20 protein-coding genes and 1 tRNA gene are annotated in these 24,282 nt (G+C 67.8%); 7 read left to right on the plus strand and 14 right to left on the minus strand.

The features are described from left to right. Nucleotides 1–327 precede the first annotated feature (327 nt). Nucleotides 328–1,290 carry an aldo/keto reductase gene (locus EAT49_RS03670; RefSeq protein WP_123640950.1) on the plus strand — a complete coding sequence of 321 codons (963 nt, stop codon included), beginning with the start codon at nt 328–330 and terminating at the stop codon, nt 1,288–1,290. A gap of 19 nt (nt 1,291–1,309) precedes the next feature. Here EAT49_RS03670 and EAT49_RS03675 read toward each other — a convergent pair whose 3' ends face one another. The 9 genes from EAT49_RS03675 to glpD form a co-directional block, all read right to left on the minus strand. Then, on the minus strand, nt 1,310–2,428 hold the full coding sequence (locus EAT49_RS03675; RefSeq protein ID WP_425459511.1) for an iron-containing alcohol dehydrogenase: 1,119 nt from the start codon (nt 2,426–2,428) through the stop codon (nt 1,310–1,312). A gap of 2 nt (nt 2,429–2,430) precedes the next feature. Continuing rightward, a complete protein-coding gene (gene glpK, locus EAT49_RS03680; protein WP_123640952.1) occupies nt 2,431–3,918 on the minus strand; it encodes a glycerol kinase GlpK in 1,488 nt (495 codons plus the stop codon). A gap of 147 nt (nt 3,919–4,065) precedes the next feature. After that, nucleotides 4,066–5,781, minus strand: a complete 1,716-nt coding sequence (locus EAT49_RS03685; protein WP_123640953.1) for an ABC transporter substrate-binding protein — start codon at nt 5,779–5,781, stop codon at nt 4,066–4,068. A 92-nt stretch (nt 5,782–5,873) separates the two neighbouring features. Beyond that, nucleotides 5,874–6,146 carry a DUF2160 domain-containing protein gene (locus EAT49_RS03690; RefSeq protein ID WP_123641346.1) on the minus strand — a complete coding sequence of 91 codons (273 nt, stop codon included), beginning with the start codon at nt 6,144–6,146 and terminating at the stop codon, nt 5,874–5,876. Between the two features lie 22 nt (nt 6,147–6,168). After that, nucleotides 6,169–6,981, minus strand: a complete 813-nt coding sequence (locus EAT49_RS03695) for a carbohydrate ABC transporter permease (RefSeq protein ID WP_246003771.1) — start codon at nt 6,979–6,981, stop codon at nt 6,169–6,171. A gap of 47 nt (nt 6,982–7,028) precedes the next feature. Continuing rightward, entirely contained in the window at nt 7,029–7,901 is an 873-nt protein-coding gene (locus tag EAT49_RS03700) for a carbohydrate ABC transporter permease (RefSeq protein ID WP_123640955.1), read from the minus strand. Then, nucleotides 7,901–9,007, minus strand: coding sequence for an ABC transporter ATP-binding protein (locus EAT49_RS03705; protein WP_123640956.1), 1,107 nt, complete (start codon nt 9,005–9,007; stop codon nt 7,901–7,903). The genes EAT49_RS03700 and EAT49_RS03705 overlap by 1 nt, the downstream gene beginning before the upstream one ends. 9 nt (nt 9,008–9,016) lie before the next feature. After that, nucleotides 9,017–10,105 (minus strand): ABC transporter ATP-binding protein, encoded by a 1,089-nt coding sequence (locus EAT49_RS03710; RefSeq protein ID WP_123640957.1) that lies wholly within the window; start codon nt 10,103–10,105, stop codon nt 9,017–9,019. Between the two features lie 24 nt (nt 10,106–10,129). Next, nucleotides 10,130–11,734 (minus strand): glycerol-3-phosphate dehydrogenase, encoded by a 1,605-nt coding sequence (gene glpD / locus EAT49_RS03715; protein ID WP_123640958.1) that lies wholly within the window; start codon nt 11,732–11,734, stop codon nt 10,130–10,132. A 224-nt stretch (nt 11,735–11,958) separates the two neighbouring features. Between glpD and EAT49_RS03720 the strand changes: the two genes are divergently transcribed. Continuing rightward, nucleotides 11,959–12,729: a DeoR/GlpR family DNA-binding transcription regulator gene (locus tag EAT49_RS03720; protein ID WP_123640959.1), complete on the plus strand. Its 771-nt coding sequence runs from the start codon at nt 11,959–11,961 to the stop codon at nt 12,727–12,729. A gap of 7 nt (nt 12,730–12,736) precedes the next feature. Here the strand turns inward: EAT49_RS03720 and EAT49_RS03725 are convergent, their stop codons facing one another. The 3 genes from EAT49_RS03725 to EAT49_RS03735 are packed head-to-tail and all read right to left on the minus strand — an operon-like array spanning nt 12,737 to nt 16,726. Further along, entirely contained in the window at nt 12,737–14,488 is a 1,752-nt protein-coding gene (locus EAT49_RS03725) for an ABC transporter permease (protein WP_123640960.1), read from the minus strand. A gap of 19 nt (nt 14,489–14,507) precedes the next feature. Next, nucleotides 14,508–15,530, minus strand: coding sequence for an ABC transporter substrate-binding protein (locus tag EAT49_RS03730; protein ID WP_123640961.1), 1,023 nt, complete (start codon nt 15,528–15,530; stop codon nt 14,508–14,510). After that, on the minus strand, nt 15,527–16,726 hold the full coding sequence (locus EAT49_RS03735) for an ABC transporter ATP-binding protein (protein WP_123640962.1): 1,200 nt from the start codon (nt 16,724–16,726) through the stop codon (nt 15,527–15,529). Before EAT49_RS03735 ends, EAT49_RS03730 begins: the two co-directional genes overlap by 4 nt. Nucleotides 16,727–17,162: 436 nt before the next feature. Here EAT49_RS03735 and EAT49_RS03740 point away from each other — a divergent pair, with 436 nt between their 5' ends. After that, a complete protein-coding gene (locus tag EAT49_RS03740; protein ID WP_185020630.1) occupies nt 17,163–19,565 on the plus strand; it encodes an amidase family protein in 2,403 nt (800 codons plus the stop codon). A 119-nt stretch (nt 19,566–19,684) separates the two neighbouring features. Here the strand turns inward: EAT49_RS03740 and EAT49_RS03745 are convergent. Together EAT49_RS03745 and EAT49_RS03750 are read right to left on the minus strand one after the other, a co-directional pair. Beyond that, nucleotides 19,685–19,761, minus strand: a tRNA-Arg gene (locus EAT49_RS03745). A 51-nt stretch (nt 19,762–19,812) separates the two neighbouring features. Beyond that, complete coding sequence (locus EAT49_RS03750; protein ID WP_123640964.1) at nt 19,813–20,289, minus strand: MarR family winged helix-turn-helix transcriptional regulator; 477 nt, start codon at nt 20,287–20,289, stop codon at nt 19,813–19,815. A gap of 207 nt (nt 20,290–20,496) precedes the next feature. Between EAT49_RS03750 and ectA the strand changes: the two genes are divergently transcribed. The 4 genes from ectA to EAT49_RS03770 are packed head-to-tail and all read left to right on the plus strand — an operon-like array spanning nt 20,497 to nt 24,240. Next, nucleotides 20,497–21,051 carry a diaminobutyrate acetyltransferase gene (gene ectA / locus EAT49_RS03755; RefSeq protein WP_123640965.1) on the plus strand — a complete coding sequence of 185 codons (555 nt, stop codon included), beginning with the start codon at nt 20,497–20,499 and terminating at the stop codon, nt 21,049–21,051. Between the two features lie 43 nt (nt 21,052–21,094). Beyond that, nucleotides 21,095–22,387, plus strand: a complete 1,293-nt coding sequence (ectB, locus tag EAT49_RS03760) for a diaminobutyrate--2-oxoglutarate transaminase (RefSeq protein WP_123640966.1) — start codon at nt 21,095–21,097, stop codon at nt 22,385–22,387. 4 nt (nt 22,388–22,391) lie between these two features. Beyond that, a complete protein-coding gene (locus EAT49_RS03765; protein ID WP_123640967.1) occupies nt 22,392–22,784 on the plus strand; it encodes an ectoine synthase in 393 nt (130 codons plus the stop codon). After that, nucleotides 22,765–24,240 (plus strand): aspartate kinase, encoded by a 1,476-nt coding sequence (locus EAT49_RS03770; protein ID WP_123640968.1) that lies wholly within the window; start codon nt 22,765–22,767, stop codon nt 24,238–24,240. The genes EAT49_RS03765 and EAT49_RS03770 overlap by 20 nt, the downstream gene beginning before the upstream one ends. Nucleotides 24,241–24,282: the final 42 nt, after the last annotated feature.

Raw genomic sequence — 24,282 nt, forward strand, 5'->3', positions numbered from 1 at the left:
TGGGCCGCGGGGCAAGCCGGGCCCATGGCGCTGGTGGCGCCGCCAAAGCCCGGCTCACGTGCCTCGCGTCGCCAGTGTCGCCCGGACCAATCGCGCTCCAATGGCGACCGGCCAGCCCGCCGCCCGTTCACCGCACCTGCGCGGAATCAAGGCCGCAGGCCGCCGCGCATCGCCGGGCCGCCCCGACGGCCCGGCGAGACGCCTTCCCGACGACTTGCGACCCTGACCGATCCGCCTCCGACCGGGACCAGGGTCACACCCGCCTTGCCGCCGCACCGGGCCTGGCCCAAGACTGCCACCCATGACCGGCAGAGGGAGGGCAAACCCATGGAGAAACGGCAGATCGGAGGCACCGGGATCACGGTCACGCCGCTCGGCTTCGGCGCGTCGGGCCTCGGCAGCATGCCCGACACCTACGGCTATGCCGTGGACGAGACCCGCGCCGCCGAGACCCTCGCCGCGATCTTCGACGGTCCGGCAACCCTGCTCGACACGTCGAACGCCTATGGCTTCGGCCGCAGCGAGGAGCGGATCGGCGCCGCCCTCCGCGAGCGCGGCGGGCTGCCCGAGGGCTTCGTGCTCTCGACGAAGCTCGACCGGGACATGGAGACCGGCCGCTTCGACGGCGACCGCGCCCTGCGCTCCTTTAAGGAAAGTCTTGCGCGTCTCGGGCTCGACCGGGTGCCACTCCTGCATCTGCACGATCCCGAATATGGCCGCGACCTGTCGGAGATCACCGGCAAGGGCGGCGCGCTCGATACGCTCTTCCGGCTGAAGGAAGAGGGCCTCGCCGGGGCGGTCGGCCTCGCCATGGGGCGGCTCGACCTGATGGGGCAGCTCCTTCCGGACTGGCCGTTCGACGCGCTCATCAGCCACAACCGCTGGACGCTCCTGAACCGCTCTGCGGATGCTCTCCTTGACGCCGCCCAGGCCCGCGGGATCGCGGTCTTCAACGCCGCGCCCTATGCGGGCGGCGTGCTCGCCAAGGGCAGCGCCGAGATGCCCCGCGTGACCTATCAGGAAGCGGACGACCGGACGCTGGCCCCCGTCCGCGAGATCGAGAGGATCTGCGCCCGCCACGGCGTGGCGCCCGGGGCGGCGGCGCTGCAGTTCTCCCTGCGCGATCCGCGCGTGACCGCGACCATCGTCGGCGTCACGAAACCCGAACGCGTGCATCAGTCCCTCGCCTGGGCGGAGACCCCCATACCCCAGGCCTTCTGGGACGACCTCGCGGCCTTCCGCCCCGCCCTCGACGATCCCGAGGCCAACCGGGACTACAAGCCCGGCTGACCCTCTCCGGGCACGGGCCTCACGACCGGGCGAGGATCTCCCTCAGGTCCTCGTCGTGCAGCTCCGCCGGATTGGCGGCATAGGACGAGGAGCCCCGGGCATCTGCCGCCACGCGGGCATGATCCTCCGCGCGCAGCCCCAGATCCGACAGGCGTCTCAGCCCCAGATCGCGCGCCCAGGCCTCGAAGCCGCCGAGATCGCCATGGACCTCCGCGATCTGGCCGATCACCCAGTCGAGCCGCGCGCGCGCGGGCGATCCGGGCCGCACCCTCTCCCGGTTCACCCGCAGCACCGCCGGCAGGAGCGTGCCGCAGATCGCGCCATGGGCGGCCCCGGTCAGGCCGCCGATCACCCCGGCGAAGCCGTGCACCGCGCCAAGCCCCGCATTGGCAAGGGCGATGCCCCCGACGAGGCTGGTCAGCGCCATGTCCTCCTCCCCGCCCTCGCCCGCCATCAGCCGCTTCAGCGCCGAAAGGACCCGGGGGATCGCCTCCCGACACAACGCATCGGTCACCGGATTGGCGCGGGTGCAGACGAAGGGCTCGATCACCTGCGTGACCGCATCGAGGCCCGAGGCCAGCAGCACCGGGCGGGGACAGGAGGCAAGAAGGTCCGGATCGACGATCGCCAGCGCCGGGTACAGGCGCGGATCCCGCAGGCTGACCTTGCGCGCGGCCTCGGGGACCTGGATCACCGCGTTGCGCGTGACCTCGGACCCTGTTCCGGCGGTGGTCGGGAGGGCCACGACCGGCAGCGGCGGCGCGTCGAGCGGCTTGCCCTCGCCCACCACCTCGAGATGGCGCAGCGCGCCATGGGGCGCGGGAAGGAGCGCCGCCAGCGCCTTGCCGTGGTCGATCACCGCGCCGCCGCCGATGGCGACGACAAGCTCCGGCGCGAAGGGTCGCGCAGCGTCGCAATCCCTCGTCAAACCCGGCAGATCGGGCTCGCCCCGCGCCACGATCTCCAGCACCTCGGCTCCCTGCCCCAGCGACCGAACAAGGGTGTCCGCAGCCGCCACCGAGGCGCTGCGCACCACGAGAACCCGCTCCGCCCGCGCCAGCGCAAAAGGGGCGGCCTCCGCCACCGTGCCGCGCCCGAACCGGATCGCGCCCGCGGTGGCGAAGCCGAAGGGCGCTATCGTCATACGCCCAGCACCGCCGTCACGGCCCGCTTCCAGCGCCCGTAGCGCGCGTCCCGCGCGCCCTCGTCCATCCCGGGCGTGAACTGCCGCTCCATCGCCCAGGTCTTGGCGAACTCGTCCCGGCCGGGCCAGACACCGGCCTGGGTGCCCGCCAGCCATGCCGCACCCAGCGCGGTGGTCTCCAGCACCTCGGGCCGGTCCACCGGCGCACCGATGATGTCCGACAGGAACTGCATGGCATAGTCGTTCGCGGCCATCCCGCCATCCACGCGCAGCGAGGGCTGCGCCCCCTCCCGCGCCCAGTCGGCCTGCATCGCCTCCAGGAGATCGCGCGTCTGGTAGCCCACCGACTCGAGCGCCGCCCGCGCGAATTCGGCAGGCCCCGAATTGCGCGTCATGCCGAAGACCGCTCCTCGCGCCTCGGGCTTCCAGTAGGGCGCACCGAGGCCCACGAAGGCGGGCACCAGCACCAGGTCCTGCGCGGGATCGGCGCTCTCGGCCAGCCCCTGCGTCTCGGGCGCGGCGCGGATCACCTTGAGCCCGTCGCGCAGCCACTGCACCACGGCGCCCGCGATGAAGATCGAGCCTTCGAGCGCATAGGTCGGCCGCCCGCCGAGCTGGTAGGCGATGGTCGTCAGAAGCTTGTTCGTCGAGGCCACGGGCGCGTCGCCCGTGTTCAGCACCGCGAAACAGCCCGTGCCGTAGGTGGACTTGACCATGCCGGGCTCGAAACAGGCCTGCCCGAGCGTGGCCGCCTGCTGGTCGCCCGCCACGCCGAGGATCGGGATTTCCCGCCCGAAGAGATCGGCGCGCGTCATGCCGAACTCGGCGGCGCAGTCGCGCACCTCGGGCAGCATCTCCACGGGGATGTCGAAGAGATCGCAGATCGTGCGGCTCCAGCGGCCCTTGTGGATGTCGTAGAGCATCGTCCGGGCGGCATTGGTGGCATCCGTCACATGGGCACGCCCGCCCGTCAGATTCCAGATCAGCCAGCTGTCGACCGTGCCGAAGGCCAGTTCCCCGCGCCGCGCACGCTCGCGGGCGCCCTCGACATTGTCCAGCAGCCACTTGACCTTGGTCGATGAAAAATAGGGATCGGCCAGAAGGCCCGTCCGCTCGGTGATCATCGCCTCCTGGCCGTCCTCGCGCAGCTGCGCGCAGAACCCGGCGGTGCGGCGGTCCTGCCAGACGATGGCGTTATGGATCGGCTTTCCGGTCTTGCGGTCCCAGACCAACGCCGTCTCGCGCTGGTTGGTGATGCCGATGGCGGCGATGTCCGAGGCGTGGAGGCCGGCCTTCTCGATGGCCGAGCGGGCGGTGGCCGCCGTGGTGGCCCAGAGGTCGGAGGGATCGTGCTCCACCCAGCCGGAAGCGGGATAGTGCTGCGGGAATTCCTCCTGCGCGACCGCGACGATCCGCATGGACCCGTCGAAAACGATGCCGCGGCTCGAGGTCGTGCCCTGATCGAGCGCCAGAATGTACCCCATGACCCTTCTCCTCCAGTCCGGTCCGATTAGTCCTTGCCTGACGGGTCTGCCCCATCCGGGGGGCAGTCGTCAAAACGGGCGGAGCCGGTCCGCGCGGCTCCGCCCGTAGAGCCCGGGGCCGCGCGCAGCGGCCCCGGTCGGGTCAGCTCATTCCGTCCAGCGGCGGATCAGCTCGTCATAGGCCACGGTCATGGGCTCGCCGCGCTCGTCCTCCAGCGCCGGCCAGGGGGCGCCGGGCTGGCTCAGCCAGTACTCCGGGTCCTGCTCCTCGTTGAGGGCCGGGCCGAACTCGCCCTGGATGCCGGCGCGCTCGAGGCGCTCCATCACGGCTTCCTGCTCGGCGCAGAGACCGTCCAGCGCCTCCTGCGCCGTGCTGGCACCCGAGGACGCGTCCCCGATGTACTGCCACCACAGCTGCGCGAGTCGCGGGTAGTCGGGCACGTTGAACCCGGTATCGGTCCACAGATCCCGCTCGGGCGAGCGGTAGAACTCCACGAGCCCGCCGAGACGCGGCGCGCGCTCGGTGAAGCTCTCGTGGTTGATCGTGGAATCCCGGATGAACGTCAGTCCGTAGTGCGACTTGGCCACATCCACGGTCATCGAGCTGATGAACTGGGCGTAGAGCCATGCGGCCTGGGCACGGTCCACCGGGGTGGATTCGAGGATCGTGGCGGAGCCCACGTCCTGGTAGCCGACCTTCATCCCGTCCTGCCAGTAGACGCCGTGCGGCGAGGGGGCCATGCGCCACTTGGGCGTGCCGTCCTCGTTCACCACCGGCAGGCCGTCCGCGACCATGTCGGCGGTAAAGGCGGTGTACCAGAAGATCTGCTGGGCGATGTTGCCCTGCGCCGGCACCGGCCCCGATTCCGAGAAGTTCATGCCAGCCGCTTCCGGCGGGGCGTAGTTGTTCAGCCAGTCGACGTATTTCTCGATCGAGTAGACCGCCGCCGGGCTGTTGGTGGCGCCGCCGCGGTCCATGCAGGACCCGACCGGCTGGAAGTTGTCGTTGACGCGGATGCCCCATTCGTCGACCGGAACGCCGTTAGGCAGGCCAAGATCGGAGGCGCCAGCCATCGACAGCCACGCATCGGTGAAGCGCCAGCCGAGCGACGGGTCGCGGCGGCCGTAGTCCATGTGACCGTAGACCGTCTCGCCGTCGATCTCGCGCCCGGTGAAGAAGGCCGCGATATCCTCGTAGGCCGACCAGTTCACCGGCACGCCAAGCGGATAGCCGTATTCCTCCTCGAAAGCGGCCTGGATCTCGGGATCGTTGAACCAGTCGTAGCGGAACCAGTAGAGGTTCGCGAACTGCTGCACCGGAAGCTGGTACAGGAGCCCGTCGGGCCCCGTGGCCGAGGCAAGACCGATGTAATCGTCGAGGTTCAGGTTGGGGTTGGTGAAGTCGGCGCCGTCGCCTTCCATCCACTCGGTCAGGTTGCGGGTCTGGCCGTAGCGCCAGTGCGTCCCGATCAGGTCGGCGTCGTTGATGTACATGTCAAAGACATTCTCGCCGGTCTGGAACTGCGTCTGCAGCCGCTCGACCACGTCGCCCTCGCCGATCAGCGTGTGGGTCACGTTGATCCCGGTGATCGCGCTGAAGGCGGGGGCGAGCACGTTGCTCTCCCACTCGTGGGTGGTGATCGTCTCCGAGACGACGTTGATCGACATGCCGGCATGGGGCGCCGCCGCGTCGATGAACCACTGCATCTCGGCTTCCTGCTCCTCGCGGGTCAGGGCCGACAGCTCACCGATATGCTCGTCGAGGAACGCGCGCGCGGCGTCCATGTCGGCGAAGGCGGGGCTCGCCCCCATCACCGTCAGCGCCATGGCGAGCGCGGTGGATGGTCTTGTCATTCGGTTCATGTTGATCCTCCCTGGATTGAACCTCGGTTTTCGTTCCGCGCCCGACCCGCCCCGGAAGCCTCCCCGGGGCGGTCACGCGCGTCTTTGCGCCGTCACACCCAGCGGAAGACCGCTGCGGCATAGACCGCGCAAATTCCCAGCGCCCACCATTGCGGCAGGCCGGTCAGGGCCAGCCATCCCGCGTTGATGAAGGCCGACCCCAGAAGCGTGATGAAGAGCCGGTCGCCCCGCGTCGTCTCAATCCGCAGGATGCCCGTGCGGGGCGTCTCGGGATACCGGATCGCGAGGATGGTGAAGAGCACGAGTAGGCTCGCGATCACCCCGAAGAAGATCGCCGTCGGCAACGTCCATGCCATCCACTGCAGATTCATGGTCTCTGCCCTCCTGTCAGACGCGGCCCAGGGCAAAGCCCTTGGCGATGTAGTTGCGGACGAAGTAGATCACGAGCGCGCCGGGGATGATCGTGAGCACCCCCGCCGCGCAGAGCACGCCCCAGTCGAGTCCCGACGCGGACACGGTTCGCGTCATGATCGAGGCGATGGGCTGCGCGTTCACCGCCGTCAGGGTGCGCGACAGCAGAAGCTCCACCCACGAGAACATGAAGCAGAAGAAGGCCGCCACGCCGATGCCCGATGCGATCAGCGGCATGAAGATCTTCACGAAGAAGCGCGGGAATGAATAGCCGTCGATATAGGCCGTCTCGTCGATCTCCTTGGGCACGCCGCGCATGAAGCCCTCGAGGATCCACACTGCCAGCGGCACGTTGAAGAGCGTATGCGCCAGCGCCACCGCGATATGCGTGTCGAAGAGCCCGACCGACGAATAGAGCTGGAAGAACGGCAGCGCAAAGACAGCCGGCGGCGCCATCCGGTTGGTCAGCAGCCAGAAGAAGAGGTGCTTGTCCCCGATGAACTTGTACCGGCTGAAGGCATAGGCGGCGGGCAGCGCCACGGCCAGCGACAGCACCGTGTTCATCACGACGTAGATGATCGAGTTGACGTAGCCCATGTACCAGGAGGGATCGGTCAGGATCACCCGGTAGTTGTTCAGCGTCGGGTTCTGCGGCCAGAGCGTGAAGCCGCCCAGGATCTCCCGGTTCGTCTGGAAGCTCATCTTCACCAGCCAGTAGATCGGCAGGAGCATGAAGACGAGGTAGAGCACCATCACCACATGCCGGGTCTGGATGCGCGGCAGGGACATGCCGCGCGTCGCGACGGCGGGGGTATCGGTTTCGGTCGTCGCGGCCATCACCTGCCCTCCGCCTTGTCGAGATTGGTCATCACCGTGTAGAACACCCAGCTCACTAGCAGGATCACGAGGAAATACATGATCGAGAAGGCCGCCGCGGGTCCGAGGTCGAACTGCCCCAGCGCCGTCTTCACGAGGTCGATCGACAGGAAGCTGGTGGAGCTCCCCGGACCGCCCCCTGTGACCACGAAGGGCTCGGTGTAGATCATGAAGCTGTCCATGAACCGCAGCAGGATCGCGATCAGCAGCACGCCCTGCATCTTCGGCAGCTCGATGTAGCGGAACACCTTCCAGCGGCTGGCCTGGTCGATCTTGGCGGCCTGGTAATAGGCCTGCGGGATCGACTGGAGCCCGGCATAGGCCAGGAGCGCCACGAGCGAGGTCCAGTGCCAGACATCCATCACCACGACCGTGATCCAGGCATGGACCGGGTTGCGGGCGTAGTTCCAGGTGATCCCGAGACCTTCGAGCGCGTAGCCCAGAAGGCCGATGTCGGTACGGCCGAGGATCTGCCAGATCGTGCCGACCACGTTCCACGGGATCAGCAGCGGCAGCGCCATCAGCACCAGACAGACCGAGGCCCAGACCCCGCGCTTGGGCATGCAGAGCGCGATCGCGATGCCGAGGGGGATCTGGATCGCGAGGATGATCGCCGAGAAGGCGAGCTGCCGCCCGAAGGCCGCGTGGACGCGCGAGGAGGTGAGCACGTCCTCGAACCAGCCCAGCCCCTCCCAGAAGAAGACGTTGTTCCCGAACGTGTCCTGGAGCGAGTAGTTCACCACCGTCATCAGCGGGATCACCGCCGAGAAGGCCACCAGCACCAGCACCGGCAGCACGAGGAACCACGCGCGGTTGTTCTGCACCTTGTCCATCAGACGGCTTCCTTCCGAAGGTCGGCGACCGGATGCAGCGGCGTCACGCGCCAGTCGTCGACATAGACGTTGATCCGGTCGGGATCGAACCTGAGACGGTCGGCGCCCGCGGGCACCGGCATGCTCTCGGGCAGGATGGCCGTGACCGGCGTGCCCGCGAACTCCGCGCGGAGGATCTGATGGCGGCCCACGTCCTCGACCCGGCGGATCGTGACCGGCAGGCCGTCGCCGCCCTCGGCCAGCGTCACGAACTCCGGGCGGATGCCGATCTGCACGCGGCCCTGAAGCGTCTTGTAGGCGCCGCCCAGCGGCACCTCGTGACCGGCGCAGCGCGCGGTGCTGCCCGACACCTCCGCCTCGATCAGGTTCATCCCGGGCGAGCCGATGAAATAGCCCACGAAGGTATGCTCCGGGGTCTCGAACAGCTCCTCGGGCGTGCCGAGCTGCACCACGCGCCCATCGTGCATGACCACCACCTTGTCGGCAAAGGTCAGCGCCTCGGTCTGGTCGTGGGTCACATAGATCATCGTGTGACCGAACTCGTTGTGCAGCGCCTTGAGCTGCGTGCGGAGCTCCCATTTCATGTGCGGGTCGATGACCGTCAGCGGCTCGTCGAAGAGGATCGCGTTCACGTCCTCCCGCACCATGCCGCGCCCGAGGCTTATCTTCTGCTTGGCATCCGCCGTCAGCCCGCGCGCCTTGCGGTGCAGGACGTCCTCCATCCCGATCATGCGCGCGATCTTCTGCACCTGGGTCGCGATGAAGGCCGGGTCCATGCCCCGGTTGCGCAGCGGAAAGGCCAGGTTATCGCCCACGGTCATCGTGTCGTAGACGACCGGGAACTGGAACACCTGCGCGATGTTGCGCTGCACGGTGTCCTGGCGGGTCACGTCCCTGTCGTCGAACAGCACCCGCCCCCGCGAGGGCACCAGCAGCCCCGAGATGATGTTCAGCAGGGTGGACTTGCCGCAGCCCGACGCCCCGAGGAGCGCATAGGCCTCGCCGTCCTTCCAGACATGGTCGAGCTGCTTCAGCGCGAAATCGTCATCGGCCTTCGGGTCCCGCAGGTAGGAATGCGCGAGGTTGTCCAGCGTGATCTGTGCCATCGTTCCTCCTCAGGCCGCGGTCGCGTAGGACGCGGGGGCGACGAGATCGCCGGCCTCGGCGAAGACGTAGACATGGGCGGCATCGAGCCAGACCTCGATCGGCGCGCCGAACTCCAGCTCGTGGACCCCGTGCACCAGCCCGACCCAATGGTCGCCCGCATGCTCCAGATGCAGGAAGGTCTCCGAGCCGGTGATCTCCGTCACCTTGAGCCGGCACTGGAAATGCAGCCCGTCGCCGCCCTGCGCCGCGAGGTGCAGGTGATCGGGCCGGAACCCGGCCTGGTAGGTCCCGTCCGCCAGATCGGCGAGCGCACCTGCGGCGGGCGCCGTCTGCCCCTCGCCGAAGCTGATCCGGTCTCCCGCCTTCACGATGCGGGTGAAGTTCATCGGCGGATCGGAGAAGACCCGGGCCGTGACCGCATCCCCCGGCTGACGGTAGACCTGCGGCGTCGGGCCGAACTGGGTCACCCGGCCTTCCCACATGGTCGCCACGTTGCCGCCCAGCAGCAGCGCCTCCTCGGGCTCGGTCGTGGCATAGACGAAGATGGCGCCCGATTCCTCGAAGATGCGCGGGATCTCGGCCCGCAGCTCCTCGCGCAGCTTGTAGTCGAGGTTCGCCAGCGGCTCGTCGAGCAGCACCAGCCCCGCACCCTTGACCAGCGCCCGCGCCAGCGCGCAGCGCTGCTGCTGCCCGCCCGACAGCTCCAGCGGTCTGCGGTCGAGGAACGGCACCAGCTTCATCAGCTCGGCGGCCTCCCGGACCCGGGTGTCGATCTCCGCCTTCGACACGCCCATCAGGCGCAGCGGCGAGGCGATGTTGTCGTAGACCGTCATCGAGGGGTAGTTGATGAACTGCTGGTAGACCATCGCCACCTTGCGGTCCTGCACCCGCATCCCGGTGACGTCCTTGTCCTCCCACAGGATGCGCCCCGTCGCGGGCGCGTCGAGACCGGCCATCAGCCGCATCAGCGTCGTCTTGCCCGACAGCGTGGGACCCAGAAGCACGTTCATCGTGCCCCGCTCCAGCGTCAGGTCCGTCGGATAGATGTGGGTCTTTCCGTCATAGACCTTTGAGACACCGTCCAGCACCAGCGACATGTCCCGTCCTCCCCAGTTCGGCCCCTACTCCGCCGCGCGTGCGGCGTCGATTCCGTATGTCTTCATCCAGTCGTCGAGCGCCCGCGCCTCGGCGTCGCCCATCCGCAGTCCCAGCTTGCTGCGGCGCCACAGGACGTCCTCCGCCGTGCGGGCCCATTCCCTCTGCATCAGCCAGACAACCTCGGCTTCCGTCAGTGTCGCTCCGAAATCGCGCCCGAGGTCGGCGGCCTCCGCCGCCCCTCCCAGAACCTCGCGCGCCTCCGTACCGTAGGCGCGGATCAACCGCCTTGCCCAGAACTCCGTGAGGAAGGGGTGATCCCGCATCAGGTCGCGTGCCAGCGCCTCTGCCCCGTCGTGGGGGAAATCCCCCCCCGGCAACGGCACGCCGGCGGTCCAGGCCTTCTTCGCCACAGGCAGAACGCCCGCGATCTCCTCCAGCGCCGACTCGGCGAGCCGGCGGTAGGTGGTGATCTTGCCGCCGAACACGTTCAGCACCGCCGCGCCCGCGGAACGGTCCACCTTCAGCGTGTAGTCGCGCGTCGCGGCCGTCGCCGAACTGGCCCCGTCGTCATAGAGCGGCCGCACGCCGGAATAGCTCCAGACCACGTCCTCGGGCGTCACCGGGCGACGGAAATAGTCGCTGGCAAAGGCGCAGAGGTAATCCCGCTCCGCATCGGTGCAGACCGGCGGCTTCGACGGATCGTCGTGTTCCGCGTCGGTGGTGCCGATCAGCGTGAAATCCTGCTCGTAGGGGATCGCGAAGATGATCCGCCCGTCGGTGCCCTGGAAGAAATAGCACTTGTCGTGATCGTAGAGCTTGCGGGTCACGATATGGCTGCCCCGCACGAGCCGGACGTTCTCGCGACTGTTGAGCCGGAGCTTGCCGTGGATCACGTCCCCGACCCAGGGACCCGCCGCATTGACGAGCATTTTCGCGCCGATCGTCTTCCTTTCGCCGTCGCGGTCGATCGTGACCGACCACTGCCCCTCCCGGACCTCGGCGGAGACGACCTTGCTCCCGGTCAGGATCGTGGCGCCCCGCGCCTCGGCATCCCGGGCGTTCAGCGCCACGAGGCGGCTGTCCTCGACCCAGCAATCGGAATACTCATAGGCCTTCTCGAACCGCTCCTGCAGCGGCGCGCCCTCGGGCGTCCCCTTCAGCGACACCGTCGATGTCGCGGGCAGGATCTTCCGCCCGCCGAGGTGGTCGTAGAGAAAGAGCCCCAGACGGATAAGCCAGGCCGGCCGGCGCCCCTTCATCCACGGCATGAAGAACGACAGGAGCTTCGAGGTCGGCGTCTCGCTCTCGAAGCGCATGTCCCTGTGATAGGGCAGCACGAAGCGCATGGGCCAGCTGATGTGCGGCATGGCGCGCAGCAGCGTCTCGCGCTCGATCAGCGCCTCGCGCACCAGGCGGAACTCGAAATACTCGAGATACCGCAGGCCGCCGTGAAAGAGCTTGGTCGAGGCCGAAGAGGTCGCGCCGGCAAGGTCGCCCTTCTCCGCCAGCACCACGGTCAGACCACGTCCCGCGGCATCGCGGGCGATACCGCACCCGTTGATCCCGCCCCCGATGACGAAGAGGTCACAGGGCTCACGGTCGGCGTGAAGCGGATCATGCTGCGGCACCAGCGACGCCCTCCCCAAGCGTGTGGTCGACTTCCGATGTGCGGTATCCTGCCGAAACGAACACCAGCGCGCAAGTCTGACGGATTGTTTTCAAGAATTTTTTCGTTTTTTGGTAAAAGGAAGATTTCAAAGCGCTTTGTTGGCCCTTTGTTCCGCCTTGCCTGTTCGCCGCTGCGGCTGATACCCTTCAAACGAACATCACGGACATCCGCGGAGGCTCGCCCGTGTCCCAGAGCATGCGTCTGCCCGAGATTCTCACCATCGCCCGCCGCGACGGACGGGTGTCGGTGGAGGGCCTCGCCGCCCATTTCGACGTTACACTCCAGACCATCCGCCGGGACCTCGCGGAGCTCGCCGCCCAGGGCAAGCTCGAGCGCGTGCACGGCGGCGCGGTGCTGCACTCGACGATCACGAACATCGGATACGAGGATCGCCGTGGCCTGAACGACGAGGCGAAGGCCGCGATCGCCGCCCGCTGCGCCCGCGACATCCCGAACGGCTGCTCGCTTTTCCTCAACATCGGGACGACGACCGAGGCCGTCGCCCATGCCCTCATGCAGCACCGGGAGATCATGGTGCTGACCAACAACATGAACGTCGCCAACATCCTCGTGGAAAATCCCGCCTGCGAGATCATCGTCGTGGGCGGGCTGCTGCGGCGGTCGGACGGGGGGCTCGTCGGCGCCGTCACGACGCAGGCGATCCAGCAGTTCAAGTTCGACCTCGCCGTGATCAGCTGCTCCGCCCTCGATCCGGACGGCGACATGCTCGATTACGACATCCAGGAAGTCGGGGTGAGCCAGACCATTCTCAAACAGTCGCGCAGGAGCTTTCTGGTCGCGGACCAGTCCAAGTTCCAGCGCCGGGCCCCCGCGCGCATCGGCTCCCTGTCGCAGATCGACACCTTCTACACCGACAGGCCGCCGCCGCCGTCGCTGAGCGACTCCTGCCGGAACTGGGGCACGGAGGTCGTGATCGCGCCGGAGCGGAACTGACCGCCCTTCAGAACCCCCGCAGACCGATCCGCCGCGCCAATAGCCGGAACAGCACGATCAGCACCGACAGGATCAGCACCGTGATCAGCGCGATGGCTGCGAGCACGCTGACGCTTCCGTTGCGGCTGAGGTCGAACATGAAGACCGCCATGGGCCGGGTCGAGGACCCCGAGAGCAGAAGCGATGCGGGCAGCTCCTTGAACGACCAGATCAGGATGTAGAGCACGCTGGCGAAGACCGCCGGCGCCAGCAGCGGCAGGGCGATCTGAACCATGATCCGGATCTCCCGCGCACCGCACAGCCGCGGCGCCTCGAAGAGTTCGCCGTTGATCTGCCCGAACTGCGTCAGGACATTCTGGCTCACCACCGGCAGGAACAGGGTCACATAGGCAAGCACCAGCACGACGTAGCTTTGCGAGGTCTGGACCCCGATCAGCATGTAGATCCAGAGAAACGCGAGGCCGACCACGATGTTGGGCAGGGCGACGGGCAGGAAGCAGAGCGTTCGCGCGATGCCCGACCCCCTGGCCCCGCTCACGATCGAGACCCAGCCGACGAGCACGGACAGGGCCACGAGCGCGGCCGAGGCACCGAGGCCGATGACGAAACTCGACATCACGGCCTTGCCGAGACCCTCGGCCACGAAGACCCGTTCCCAGGACCCGAGGCTGACGGCCGACAGCGCCTCCAGCGACGGCGGGCGATAGAAGGGGACGAGCGAGAGCCAGACCAGCATCAGGAACGGCAGCAGGATGCCGAAGGTCACCACGAGGAGCGTGACCGCCGCCACCGCCACCCGCGCGACACCCGTCAGCCGCAGCCTGCGGAGCGGCGCGGGCTTGCCCGAGATGACCGCATAGCGCGCGCTGCGGGACGACACGCGCCGGTGCGCCCAGACCATCAGCCCGGCGAGCAGGATCATCGGCACCGCGTAGGCCGAGATGATGCCGGTGTCGCTGGGCGGCGTCACCGTGTCCCAGTAGATTCGCGTGGCATAGGTCATGATCCGCTCCCGGAGACCGAGGACCCATGGCACCTCGAACGCCTCCCAGGCACGCATGAAGGCGATGATCCATGTCGCCACCAGTGCCGGCGCGATGAGCGGGACCGAGATGGACTTCATGGACCGCCAGTGCCCCGCCCCCGACATGGCCGCCGCATCCTCGAGGGAGCCGTCGAGCGCCGAGAAGGCCGGTACGGCAAAGAGATAGATCAACGGCACGAGGATCATGCTCTCGACCAGCACCATGCCGCCCAGAGAATAGACGTCGAAGAGCGGCGCCTCCGCCCCCGTAAGCGCCGCCCAACCCTGGTTGAAGAGCCCGAGGTCCGGCCCGAGAAGAAAGGTCCAGCTGATCGCGACGAGCAGTTCGGGGATCGTCAGTTGCAGCAGCACCAGCGTCGCCACCAGCCAGCCGAAGGGCAGATCGCTGCGCACCGTGACGAACGCGAGGAGGCTGCCCACCACCAGCGCGATGGTGGAGGACAGGAAGGCGAAGACGAAGGTCGTGCTGGTCACCCGCCAGAGCCCGCCCGACGCGATGATCTCGCCGAAGTTCCCCAGGACCAGGGGCGAGGTCAGGAACCCGTCGTCGAGCGGGCGCAGGTCCTTGAGGCTGGCCACGAAGACGCCCGCGATCGGCATGGCCACCTGCCACGCCAGGAAAAGAAGGAGCCCCCAGACCACGAGGCGTGACCCTGCCGGCACCGCCCGTCCCATGCGGCGCGTCACCGCGCTTGCCTCGTCGATCAGCGCCATCGGGGGCCCCTCCCTGCCGTTACTGCACGAAGAGCGACTGGAAGAGGTCGATCCGGCCTTCGAAATCGCCCCAGTTCTGGCTCGTGACGAAGAACTTCTCGACCTCGGGCCCCAGCGCCTCTTCCAGATGCGGCGGCTGCGCGACACCGGGAACCACCGGGTTCTTGTAGACCTCTTGGGCCAGGATCTCCTGCGCCTCGGGGGTGAACAGGAACTCGAAGAAGAGCGCCGTGGAGGCCGGGTTGTTCGAATTCGCGACGCCGATGTAGAGGTCGGGCTGGGCGATCACGAAGGGACTGACCGCGATGCCGATGGGGGCGCCGCGCTCGATGTAGTCCACCGTGAGGGCGGAGAAGGTGTTGGCTACCACCGGCAGGCCCCCGGCGGCCATCTGCTCGTAACCCTGCGCGCCCGCGAACAGCACCGGATCGTTGGCGGCGAGGGCCTCGAATATCTCGATCCCCCGCTCCTCGCCGTAATAGGCGAGCATCCCCGCGAACCAGTCGATCTGCTCGAGATCGATACCGAAGCGGCCCGCCCACTCGGGCTCTGTCAGCTCCTCGAGGGTCAGCGGCGCGTCCTCGGCCGACACGAGGTTGGTGTTGTAGGCGATGTGGAAGGTGAAATAGTCGGGCACGATGTACTCGCCCGGGAACTTGAATTCCTCGGGGACATCCACCTCCGCCCGGGGCCGGGTGAAGCCGCCGATGCCGTTCTGGACGTTGATGATCCCGTCCTCCATGGGCCCGCCCTGAAGGATGTCGGCGATGGGCTGGCCCGAGGCGTTCTCGTTCAATATCTTCTCGACCAGTGACAGCGGATCGCCGCCGGTCACCTCGAAGTCGATGAAGGGGAACTGTGCGCTGAACGCATCGTAGAGCGGGCGGTTCGCTTCGGCGCCGAGGATGAAGTAATACGAGATCGTGCCGTCCTCCGCCTGCGCGGCCTCGACGAGGGCAGGATCGTAGGTTTCGGCCTGCGCCAGCGCGGCGGCGAGCGCGAGCGGGCCCGCGAGCAGGGTTCGCTGGATAGTCGACGTCATGGCAGTGTCTCCGTTTTCCGGTTGAAGAGCGTGGCGAATCGTCCTTTCGGGCGCGGTGCCACGGGGCCGCGCTTCAGGGGCTCGGTCGTCCCGGCATGCTCCGGGCCTCGCGTCGGGGAGGCGGCCGAACGCTCGACGGCGACCGCGAGACCCGGGGGAATCGTCAGCCGGACGCTGTCGCCCGGCCCCAGATCGAGCGGTCTCTGGATGCGGGCGAGGAGAGTCACCGCGCCCGGCAGTTCCAGCGCGAGCTCGGTCATCATGCCGCGGAACACCACGCTCCGGATCGTCGCCCGCGCCCTCGGCAGTGACAGGTCGGCAGGCGGCTCCCCGGGCCAGATATCGATCCACTCGGGCCTGAGCAGGACCGCGGTCTCCCGCGCAGCGCTCTCTGCCGGGCAGCGCAACGGCGGATCGAAAAGCCGGCACACCGCGTCCCCCGCCTCGATCTCCGCGGGCAGGAAATTCGCCTCCCCGACCGAAAGCGCGCCCCGATCCGTCCGCGGCCGTCCGTAGAGCCCGACCGGCGTCCCGCCGTCGGCCATCCGCCCATGGGACATCACCACGATCCGGTCCGACAGCGTCAGCGCCTCGTCCCGATCATGGGTCACGTAGACCACCGTCAGTTTCAGCCGCTGCTGCAACTCCCGCAGCTGCGCGCCGAGCTGGCGGCGCAGATGGGCATCGAGGTTCGACATGGGCTCGTCGAGGAGCAGCAGCGACGGCCGGTTCACGACCGCCCGGGCAATCGCCACGCGTTGCTGCTGTCCTCCGCTGAGGTCGGAGGACGAGCGGCGCTCGAGGCCGGACAGCCCGACCATCTCCAGCACTTCACGGACCGCGCCGAAGATGTCGGCATCGGTGTCCCCCCGCACCTTCAGCGGATAGCCCACGTTCTGCGCCACGGTCATGTGCGGCCAGATCGCGTAGGACTGGAACACCATGCCGATCCCGCGCCTGTGGGCCGGCACGACGATGCCCCGGTCCGCATCCACGAGCGGTCGGTCGTTCAGGGTCACCGAGCCGCCGTCCGGAGCCTCGAGCCCCGCGATGCAGCGCAGCAGGGTCGATTTCCCGCAGCCGCTCGGGCCGAGGAGCGTGGTGAAGGAGCCGTCAGCGCAGTCGACCGAAACGTCATCCAACGCCGGGATCTCCGCGCCCTCGTAGGTTTTCGTGATCCGGGAAATTCGCAGCATGGTCACCTCTCGTCCCGACGCTGAGCCCGGATCGGCCGTCAATCATATATAATATAGCTTTCCTGTCCGCCGCGCCGGCGCCATGGGCCGATTGCGCACGCCCTTCATGCAGCGATGCTCAAAAACTGGACGGCTTCGGGACGGAGACCGGGCACGACGAGCCGAATCACCTAGCGGAAGGCCGGTTTTCCGAAGTGCCGTACAAACCCGCATCCCGCTACTTAAAAGAGCAAATCGGCGAAGCTTCGGGGCCGGGTTCATGCATCGCTCAAGGCATTCTCGACGGTATCGTGCGCGGGAAGGACCGCCCCGGACCGAGGAAACACCTCCCCTGCCCGGCAGCAGGCCGCCACTGCATTCGCTTGACAGGCCCGGCGCCGCCAAAAATATATAATGCATGAAAAGGGAATGCGCCGAGCCATCGAGGAGAGACGCCATGGCACCAGACACCGCCCCCGCCACCACCGGCTTTCGGCTGGAAGAGGCGACCATCGCCCAGATGCACGCCGCGATCGCCGCGGGCCAGGTGACCTGCGTCCAGATCGTCGAGCACTACATCGCGCGCGCCCGCGCTATGAACGGCGTGGCGAGCCGCCTCGTGACCGCGGATGGCGCCCCCGTCGCCCCCGTGAAAGGCACCGTCCGCGCCGGAGCGCCGCTCGACTTCCCGACCGAAACCGTCCCCGTCTCCGACATCTATCCCGATCTCGACGCCTACGAGGGCACGCCGCTGGAACTGGGCCGGATGGAGCCGACGATGTCGGACCCCGGCGTCATGCAGCAGTACGGCATGATCGTGGGCATCCCCGAGGGCACGCAGGTCAACGCGCTCTCGACCCTGAACATCCGGGGCGAGCGGTCCGTCGTCTGCCGCGGCGACTACGACCGCCATCCCGACGACGGGCCCCTGCCCGAGGGCGCCCCCGCGGTCTGCGAGATCTTCCGCCGTCATCCCGACGCGCTGGAGCAGGCGGCGGAACTGGATGACAGGTACGGCAGCAATCCCGATTTCGAGGCGAAGCCGCTCTACGGCGTCGTCTTCTCCTTCAAGGATCCCTTCGACTGCAAGGACATGCGGTCCATGGGCGGCGCCGATGCCGCCTATGACATCGACTTCCCGGCGCGCGACCACATCCTCGTCGAGCAACTCCGCAAGAAGGGCGCGATCATCTACGCCAAGGCCGTGAGCACCGAATACAACGGCCGCGCCGGCGATCCGGGCGGTGATCACCGCCCGGAGAAGATCCTGCCCTCGACCCTCGGCTACCAGCGCACGACCTGGGGCGGGAACCCGGCGAACCCCTATGACACCACCCGGTCCGCCTCGCTGGGGTCAAGCTCTGGCTCGGCCCTGTCGGTCTCCACCAATCTCGTGATGGCCAGTCTCGGCGAGGAGACGCGCGCGTCCTGCCGGGGGCCGTCGAACCACAATTCCGTGGCGCTGATCCTGCCGCACAAGGCGATGATCGGCTTCGACGGCGGCGCCATCGGCGCCGATATCTACACCGACCGCACCGGCGTGATCTGCCGCTCGGTCCTGGACTGCGCCCGCGTCATCGACGCGCTCACCGATGCCGAGAACGGCCCCTACGACCCGCGCGATCCCTTCACCACCGTGCCGCGCGCCTCGGTGCTGCCGACCCCCTATGCGAGCCATCTGGTCACCGACGCCACCGAAGGAATGCTCGAGGGCACGCGGATCGGTCTTGTCAGGGAATCCCTCATCGTCCCCGAGGGTTCGCTCGCCGAAGTGCCCATCGTCACGGCCGCCGAAAAGGAGATCAAGACGATCCTGCGCGATCACCTCGGCGCCACCATCGTGCAGTCCAGCGATCCGCTGAGCGCGCCCGACCCAGACTACGAGGACATGACCGTCGATTTCCGCAAGGCCCTGACGCGGCTCGTCCCGGTCTTCATGCCCGACATCCTGTTCCGCCTCGGCCCCGACGGCACCCCCGTCTACAAGGAGGTGGCGGAAGCCGTGCAGCCCACGCCCTTCGTTGCCGGCGGCATGCCTAGCCTCGCCTCGCCCACCGTCGCCGCGGGGGCGGAGGCTACCTACCAGCCGCCCAAGATCTTCGGCAGCGGCACGATGAAGCCCATCGACTACTGCGTGGCGCTCGCCGAGGGCCGCATCGCGCCGCCGAAGAACCTCGACATCCACACGGTGCAGGAACAGGAGCTGGCCACCACGTTCCGCTTCCACATCCAGCAGTATCTCATGCGCCGCGCCGCGGACTGGGCCGAGCTCGGCTTCGAGGAGACGCTGACCGATTTCGCCGCCCTCAACGCGCGCTCGAAATTCTGGGGCGACGATCAGCGGTCCGCCTTCCTCAACTGGGATGCGCTCTCCGACATGCGCAACAGGCTCGACGGGCGGCAGGGCGTGAACGAGCGGATCATGCTGCGCGAGCTTCTGCGCCGGGTGGACATGATGGTGCTCTACGAGAACCGGCTCGACGCCTTCGTGCGGCTGCATTCTCCCTGGGTGCCGGGCAAGATCGGCCACGCGAACCAGCCGCGGGGGGGGATGCACAACATCACGCTCGAATCCTTCTACGGGCCGAACGCGGGGCTGACGGAAATCCTGATTCCGGCCGGCTATGTGGACACCGCCTACGATCCCGTCTTCAAGCTGTCGGAGGACCGCAAGCGCTACGTCCCCGCGCCCGCCACCGATCCGGTCAAGCTGGCCGCCCCCGGCCTGCCCTTCTCTCTCGTCTTCCGCAGCGAGCCCGGCAACGAGGACGCCATCGTCCGGATCGCCTCGGCCTACGAGTCGGCCTCCCGCCGCCGGGTCGAACCCCCGCGCTTCGGACCCATCCCGGCGGCCTTCTGAAGGATCTCTCTCCCGTCCGGACTGCCGCAGGTGCCGGCGGGACTGCGCTTCGGTCCCGCCGGCTTCGTCTCGGCCTCCCGAGCCGAGCGTGCCCGAACCGGGATCGCGTCACATGCAGGTGGCGGTCCCTGAAGGACTCGAACCCTCAACCTGCCGATTAGAAGTCGGCTGCTCTATCCAGTTGAGCTAAGGGACCGCAGCCCGTTCGGGCTACCCCAGCGCGCCCTCTCCCGCAAGCCGGAGAGCGTCAGCCTCGGCCCCGGATGTCGCCGATGTCGAGCACCGGCGAGGCGTCCATGTCGTCGGCGTCGAGCATCGCCGCCACCCGTTCGAGCGAGGCCACGATCTGGGCCTGCTCCCAATCCTTCATCGCCTCGAACCGCCGCACGTAGCGCTGCTGGAGCGCGTCGGGCGCGCGCTCGAGCACGTCGCGCCCGGCCTCGGTGATGCGGATGTCGATCATCCGCCGGTCATGGGCCGATTTCTCCCGGGTCACGAGATCATGGCTCACCAGCTTGTCCACCAGCGAGGTGACCGTGGCCTGGGTGATCCCCATGCGGACGGCGATCTGCTTTGCGGTCGTCTCGCCGGTCTCCGCGACCAGCTGCAGCACACGGAACTGTGCAGCCGTGAGCCCCGAGGCCTGGGCCAGCGCGCGGCCGAACTGCTCGGTCTTCCGCAGGATGCGCCGGAGCGCGATGAGGCTTTCGTCGGTGCGGTCCATCGGCTCGTCAGGAAAGAGGCCCGGTTTCCGTAGGACAGTGGCAGAGCTTGACCCGCCATTCAATTGCACACGCATCGTCATAGTTTTACAAACTAAGCACTTATGACCCGCGATCAAGGCAAAACGACGCTCATAGCGCCTTGACTTGAACTTTTCCTTGTATATTTAGTTAGCCAACCGAAGCAGTCTGGATGAAGTTAGTTAGCCATGCCTAAGGATGTCTCCGACGAACCCGCAAGTACCAGCCTGACGCGGCTGCAGGGGCGCCCGCGCCTGCGCAAGCCCGGGCGCGACGATGGCTCCGACATCTGGGAGCTCGTGCGCGCCTGCGCGCCGCTCGACGAGAACTCGATGTACTGCAATCTGCTGCAGTGCGATCATTTCCGGGATACCTGCGTTCTGGCGGAGATCGACGGCCGCACCCTGGGCTGGATCTCGGGCTACATCCCGCCGGCGGAGCCGGACACGATCTTCGTCTGGCAGGTCGCCGTCCATGCGGACGCGCGCGGCCACGGCCTCGGCAAGCGGATGCTGGCCGCCCTTCTCGACCGCCCGGAATGCCGGAGTGTCACGCGGATGCGCACCACGATCACCCGTGACAACGCCGCCTCCTGGGCGCTCTTCCGCAGCTTCGCGCAATCCCGCGGCGCACGTCTCAGCGACGCGCCCCATTTCGAACGCGACGACCATTTCGGCGGCAGGCACGCCACCGAGCACATGGTCACCATCGACCTCGAGGAGGCCGCGCGCCGGGCCGCCTGAGCTCCGCCGCAGCCCCTCTCACATTCCTCCGAAAGGACATCCCATGCCCAAGGACGCCACCGTCCCGCACTCGATCTTTGACCGTCGCGAATCCGAGGTGCGCAGCTATTGCCGCAGCTTCGACACCACCTTCACGACGGCCAGGGGTTCCATCCTCACCGACGAGACCGGTCGCGAGTACATCGACTTTCTCGCCGGCTGCTCCTCGCTCAACTACGGCCACAACGACCCCGACATGAAGGCCGCGCTGGTGGATCACATCACCTCGGACGGCATCGCCCACGCGCTCGACATGTATACGGTCGAGAAGCGCCGCTTTCTCGAGACGTTCGAAGAGACGATCCTGAAGCCGCGCGGCATGGACCACAAGGTGATGATGACCGGTCCCACCGGCACCAACGCCGTCGAGGCCGCGCTGAAGCTCGCGCGGAAGGTCACGGGCCGTGCCAACGTCATCGCTTTCACCAACGGCTTTCATGGCATGACCTACGGCGCCCTCGCTGCCACCGGCAACGCAGGCAAGCGCGCGGGCGGCGCCACGCCGCTGTCGAACGTCAGCCGGATGCCCTTCGAGGGCTCCCTCGGCGACGTCGACACGCTCGCCGTGATCGAGCAGATGCTCGACAACCCCTCCTCGGGCATCGACGCCCCCGCCGCCTTCCTGATCGAGCCGGTGCAGGGCGAGGGCGGTCTCAACGCCGCCTCCGCCGAATGGCTGCGCGGGATCGAGAAGATCGCCCGCAAGCACGGCGCGCTCCTGATCCTCGATGACATCCAGGCGGGCATCGGCCGCACCGGCACCTTCTTCTCCTTCGAGGAGATGGGGGTGACCCCCGACCTCGTGCCGCTGGCGAAATCGCTCTCTGGCTTCGGCCTGCCCTTCGCGGCGCTCCTCGTGCGCCCCGAGCTCGACATCTGGAAGCCGGCCGAGCACAACGGCACCTTCCGCGGCAACACCCACGCCTTCGTGACAGCCCGCCTGGCGTTGGAGAAGTTCTGGGCCGACGACCGCTTCCAGCAGGAGATCGCGGCGAAATCCACGATCCTGACCACCGCCCTGTCCGACATCGCGGACATGATCCCGGGCGCGACCCTCAAGGGCCGCGGCATGATGCAGGGCGTCGACGTGGGCTCGGGCGAGCTTGCCGGCGACATCTGCGCCCGCGCCTTCGAGAAAGGGCTCGTGATCGAGACCTCGGGTGCCCATGACGAGGTGGTCAAGGTGCTCGCGCCGCTGACCACGCCGGACGAGACCTTCCGCAAGGGTCTTGGTATCCTCGCAGAGGCCGCGCGCGAGGCGATCGCAGCGCAGCCGCAGCCCATCGCAGCGGAGTGACGCCATGATCGTACGCGACTACAACAGGATCATCGAGGACGAGCGGGACCGCGTGGTCTCGGATGCCAACTGGACCAGCGTGCGAATGTTGCTGGCGGGCGACGGGATGGGGTTCTCCTTTCACATCACCTTCCTCGAGGCGGGCTCGGAGCACACGTTCCACTACAAGAACCACTTCGAGAGCGTCTACTGCATGGAAGGCAAGGGCCGGATCACCGACCTCGCCACGGGCGAGACCCACGAGATCAGGCCCGGCGTGATGTACGCCCTCGACCAGCATGACAAGCACACCGTTGTGGCGGATGAGCAGCTGGTGCTGGCCTGCGTGTTCAACCCGCCCGTCACCGGAAACGAAGTTCACCAGGCGGATGGAAGTTATGCTCTTGAAGACAGTTAACGACGCCGAACGAACCGACCTCCGGTTTTCCGGCCATACGGTCGAGAAGATCGGCGGCACCTCCATGAGCCGGATCGCGGACCTCGTGCCGACGCTCTTCGCGCGCGAGGGCACCGATCCCTACAACCGCATCTTCGTGGTCTCGGCCTTCGGCGGCATCACCGACCGACTGCTCGAGCACAAGAAGTCGGGTCAGCCGGGGGTCTACGCCGCCTTCGCCTCCGACCAGGACGACGCGGGCTGGCTGACCGCGCTGAAGACCGTGGCCGAGGCCATGGGCGAGGCGCACCGCGCCGTGCTCGACCACCCGGCCGACATCGCCCAGGCGGACGAGTTCGTGCGCGAGCGGGTCGAGGGCGCGCGGTCCTGCCTCTTCGACCTGCAGCGCCTCTGCTCCTACGGCCATTTCCGCCTGTCGGAGCACATGCTGAACGTGCGCGAGCTGCTCTCGGGCATCGGCGAATCGCATTCGGCCTTCGTCACCGTGCTGCTGCTCCAGCGTCGCGGGCTCAACGCGCGGCTGGTGGATCTCTCGGGCTGGCGCGACGAGGGCGGCGCCACCCTCGACGAACGTCTCCGCGCCGGCCTGTCCTCGGTCGATCTGGCCGAGGAGCTGCCCATCGTCACCGGCTATGCCCAGTGCAGGGGCGGGCTCATGCGCGAATACGATCGCGGCTATTCCGAGGTGACCTTCGCCACGATCGCTGCCCTGACGGGCGCGCGCGAGGCGATCATCCACAAGGAATTCCACCTCTCCTCCGCCGATCCGAAGCTCGTCGGCGAGGACAAGGTGAAGAAGCTCGGCCACACCAACTACGACGTGGCCGACCAGCTCTCGAACATGGGCATGGAGGCGATCCATCCCAAGGCCGCCAAGACCCTGCGCCAGGCCGACGTGCCGCTGCGGGTGACCAACGCCTTCGAGCCCGACGACCCGGGCACGCTGATCGACGACAAGCCCGCCGAAACGCCGGGCGTCGAGATCGTCTGCGGCCTGAACGTCGTGGCGCTCGAGCTCTTCGAGCAGGACATGGTGGGGGTGAAGGGCTATGACGCCGCCATCCTCGAGGCGCTCAAGCGCCACAAGGTCTGGATCGTGTCGAAGACCTCGAACGCCAACACCATCACCCACTATGTGCAGGCCTCGCTCAAGACCGCCCGCCGCGTGATCGCGGACCTGTCCGAGCAGTTCCCCTCGGCCGAGGTCGGCGCGCGCTCGGTCGCCATCGTCTCCGCCATCGGCCGCGACCTGAGAAGCCTGCGCGGCGTCCGCCGCTCGCTCGCGGCGCTCGAGGACGCGGGCATCGAGGTGATCGCCCAGCATCAGACGCCGCGGCATGTGAACCTCGATTTCGTCGTGCCCGCGGAGGAGCGCGACGCCGCCGTCGCCACGCTGCACAAGGCGCTGATCGAGGAGGCGGCGGCCCCCGCCGGAACCAAGGCCGAGGCCGCTTGACGGCCCGCGCTCACCGGCCGCCCACCACGACGTGATGAGCGC

The organism is Histidinibacterium lentulum (genome assembly GCF_003789055.1).
In the GTDB taxonomy this organism is placed as follows: Bacteria; Pseudomonadota; Alphaproteobacteria; order Rhodobacterales; family Rhodobacteraceae; genus Oceanicola; species Oceanicola lentulus.

Bases quoted from the DNA above. Each gene is read 5' to 3' on its own strand.
- EAT49_RS03765 (WP_123640967.1), top strand. From the start codon at position 22,392: ATGATCGTACGCGACTACAACAGGATCATCGAGGACGAGCGGGACCGC.
- EAT49_RS03685 (WP_123640953.1), bottom strand. From the start codon at position 5,781: ATGAACCGAATGACAAGACCATCCACCGCGCTCGCCATGGCGCTGACG.
- EAT49_RS03695 (WP_246003771.1), bottom strand. From the start codon at position 6,981: ATGTCCCTGCCGCGCATCCAGACCCGGCATGTGGTGATGGTGCTCTAC.
- EAT49_RS03730 (WP_123640961.1), bottom strand. From the start codon at position 15,530: ATGACGTCGACTATCCAGCGAACCCTGCTCGCGGGCCCGCTCGCGCTC.
- EAT49_RS03710 (WP_123640957.1), bottom strand. From the start codon at position 10,105: ATGTCGCTGGTGCTGGACGGTGTCTCAAAGGTCTATGACGGAAAGACC.
- EAT49_RS03770 (WP_123640968.1), top strand. From the start codon at position 22,765: ATGCTCTTGAAGACAGTTAACGACGCCGAACGAACCGACCTCCGGTTT.
- EAT49_RS03735 (WP_123640962.1), bottom strand. From the start codon at position 16,726: ATGCTGCGAATTTCCCGGATCACGAAAACCTACGAGGGCGCGGAGATC.
- EAT49_RS03740 (WP_185020630.1), top strand. From the start codon at position 17,163: ATGGCACCAGACACCGCCCCCGCCACCACCGGCTTTCGGCTGGAAGAG.
- ectB (WP_123640966.1), top strand. From the start codon at position 21,095: ATGCCCAAGGACGCCACCGTCCCGCACTCGATCTTTGACCGTCGCGAA.
- EAT49_RS03750 (WP_123640964.1), bottom strand. From the start codon at position 20,289: ATGGACCGCACCGACGAAAGCCTCATCGCGCTCCGGCGCATCCTGCGG.
- ectA (WP_123640965.1), top strand. From the start codon at position 20,497: ATGCCTAAGGATGTCTCCGACGAACCCGCAAGTACCAGCCTGACGCGG.
- EAT49_RS03725 (WP_123640960.1), bottom strand. From the start codon at position 14,488: ATGGCGCTGATCGACGAGGCAAGCGCGGTGACGCGCCGCATGGGACGG.
- EAT49_RS03670 (WP_123640950.1), top strand. From the start codon at position 328: ATGGAGAAACGGCAGATCGGAGGCACCGGGATCACGGTCACGCCGCTC.
- EAT49_RS03700 (WP_123640955.1), bottom strand. From the start codon at position 7,901: ATGGACAAGGTGCAGAACAACCGCGCGTGGTTCCTCGTGCTGCCGGTG.
- EAT49_RS03705 (WP_123640956.1), bottom strand. From the start codon at position 9,007: ATGGCACAGATCACGCTGGACAACCTCGCGCATTCCTACCTGCGGGAC.
- glpK (WP_123640952.1), bottom strand. From the start codon at position 3,918: ATGGGGTACATTCTGGCGCTCGATCAGGGCACGACCTCGAGCCGCGGC.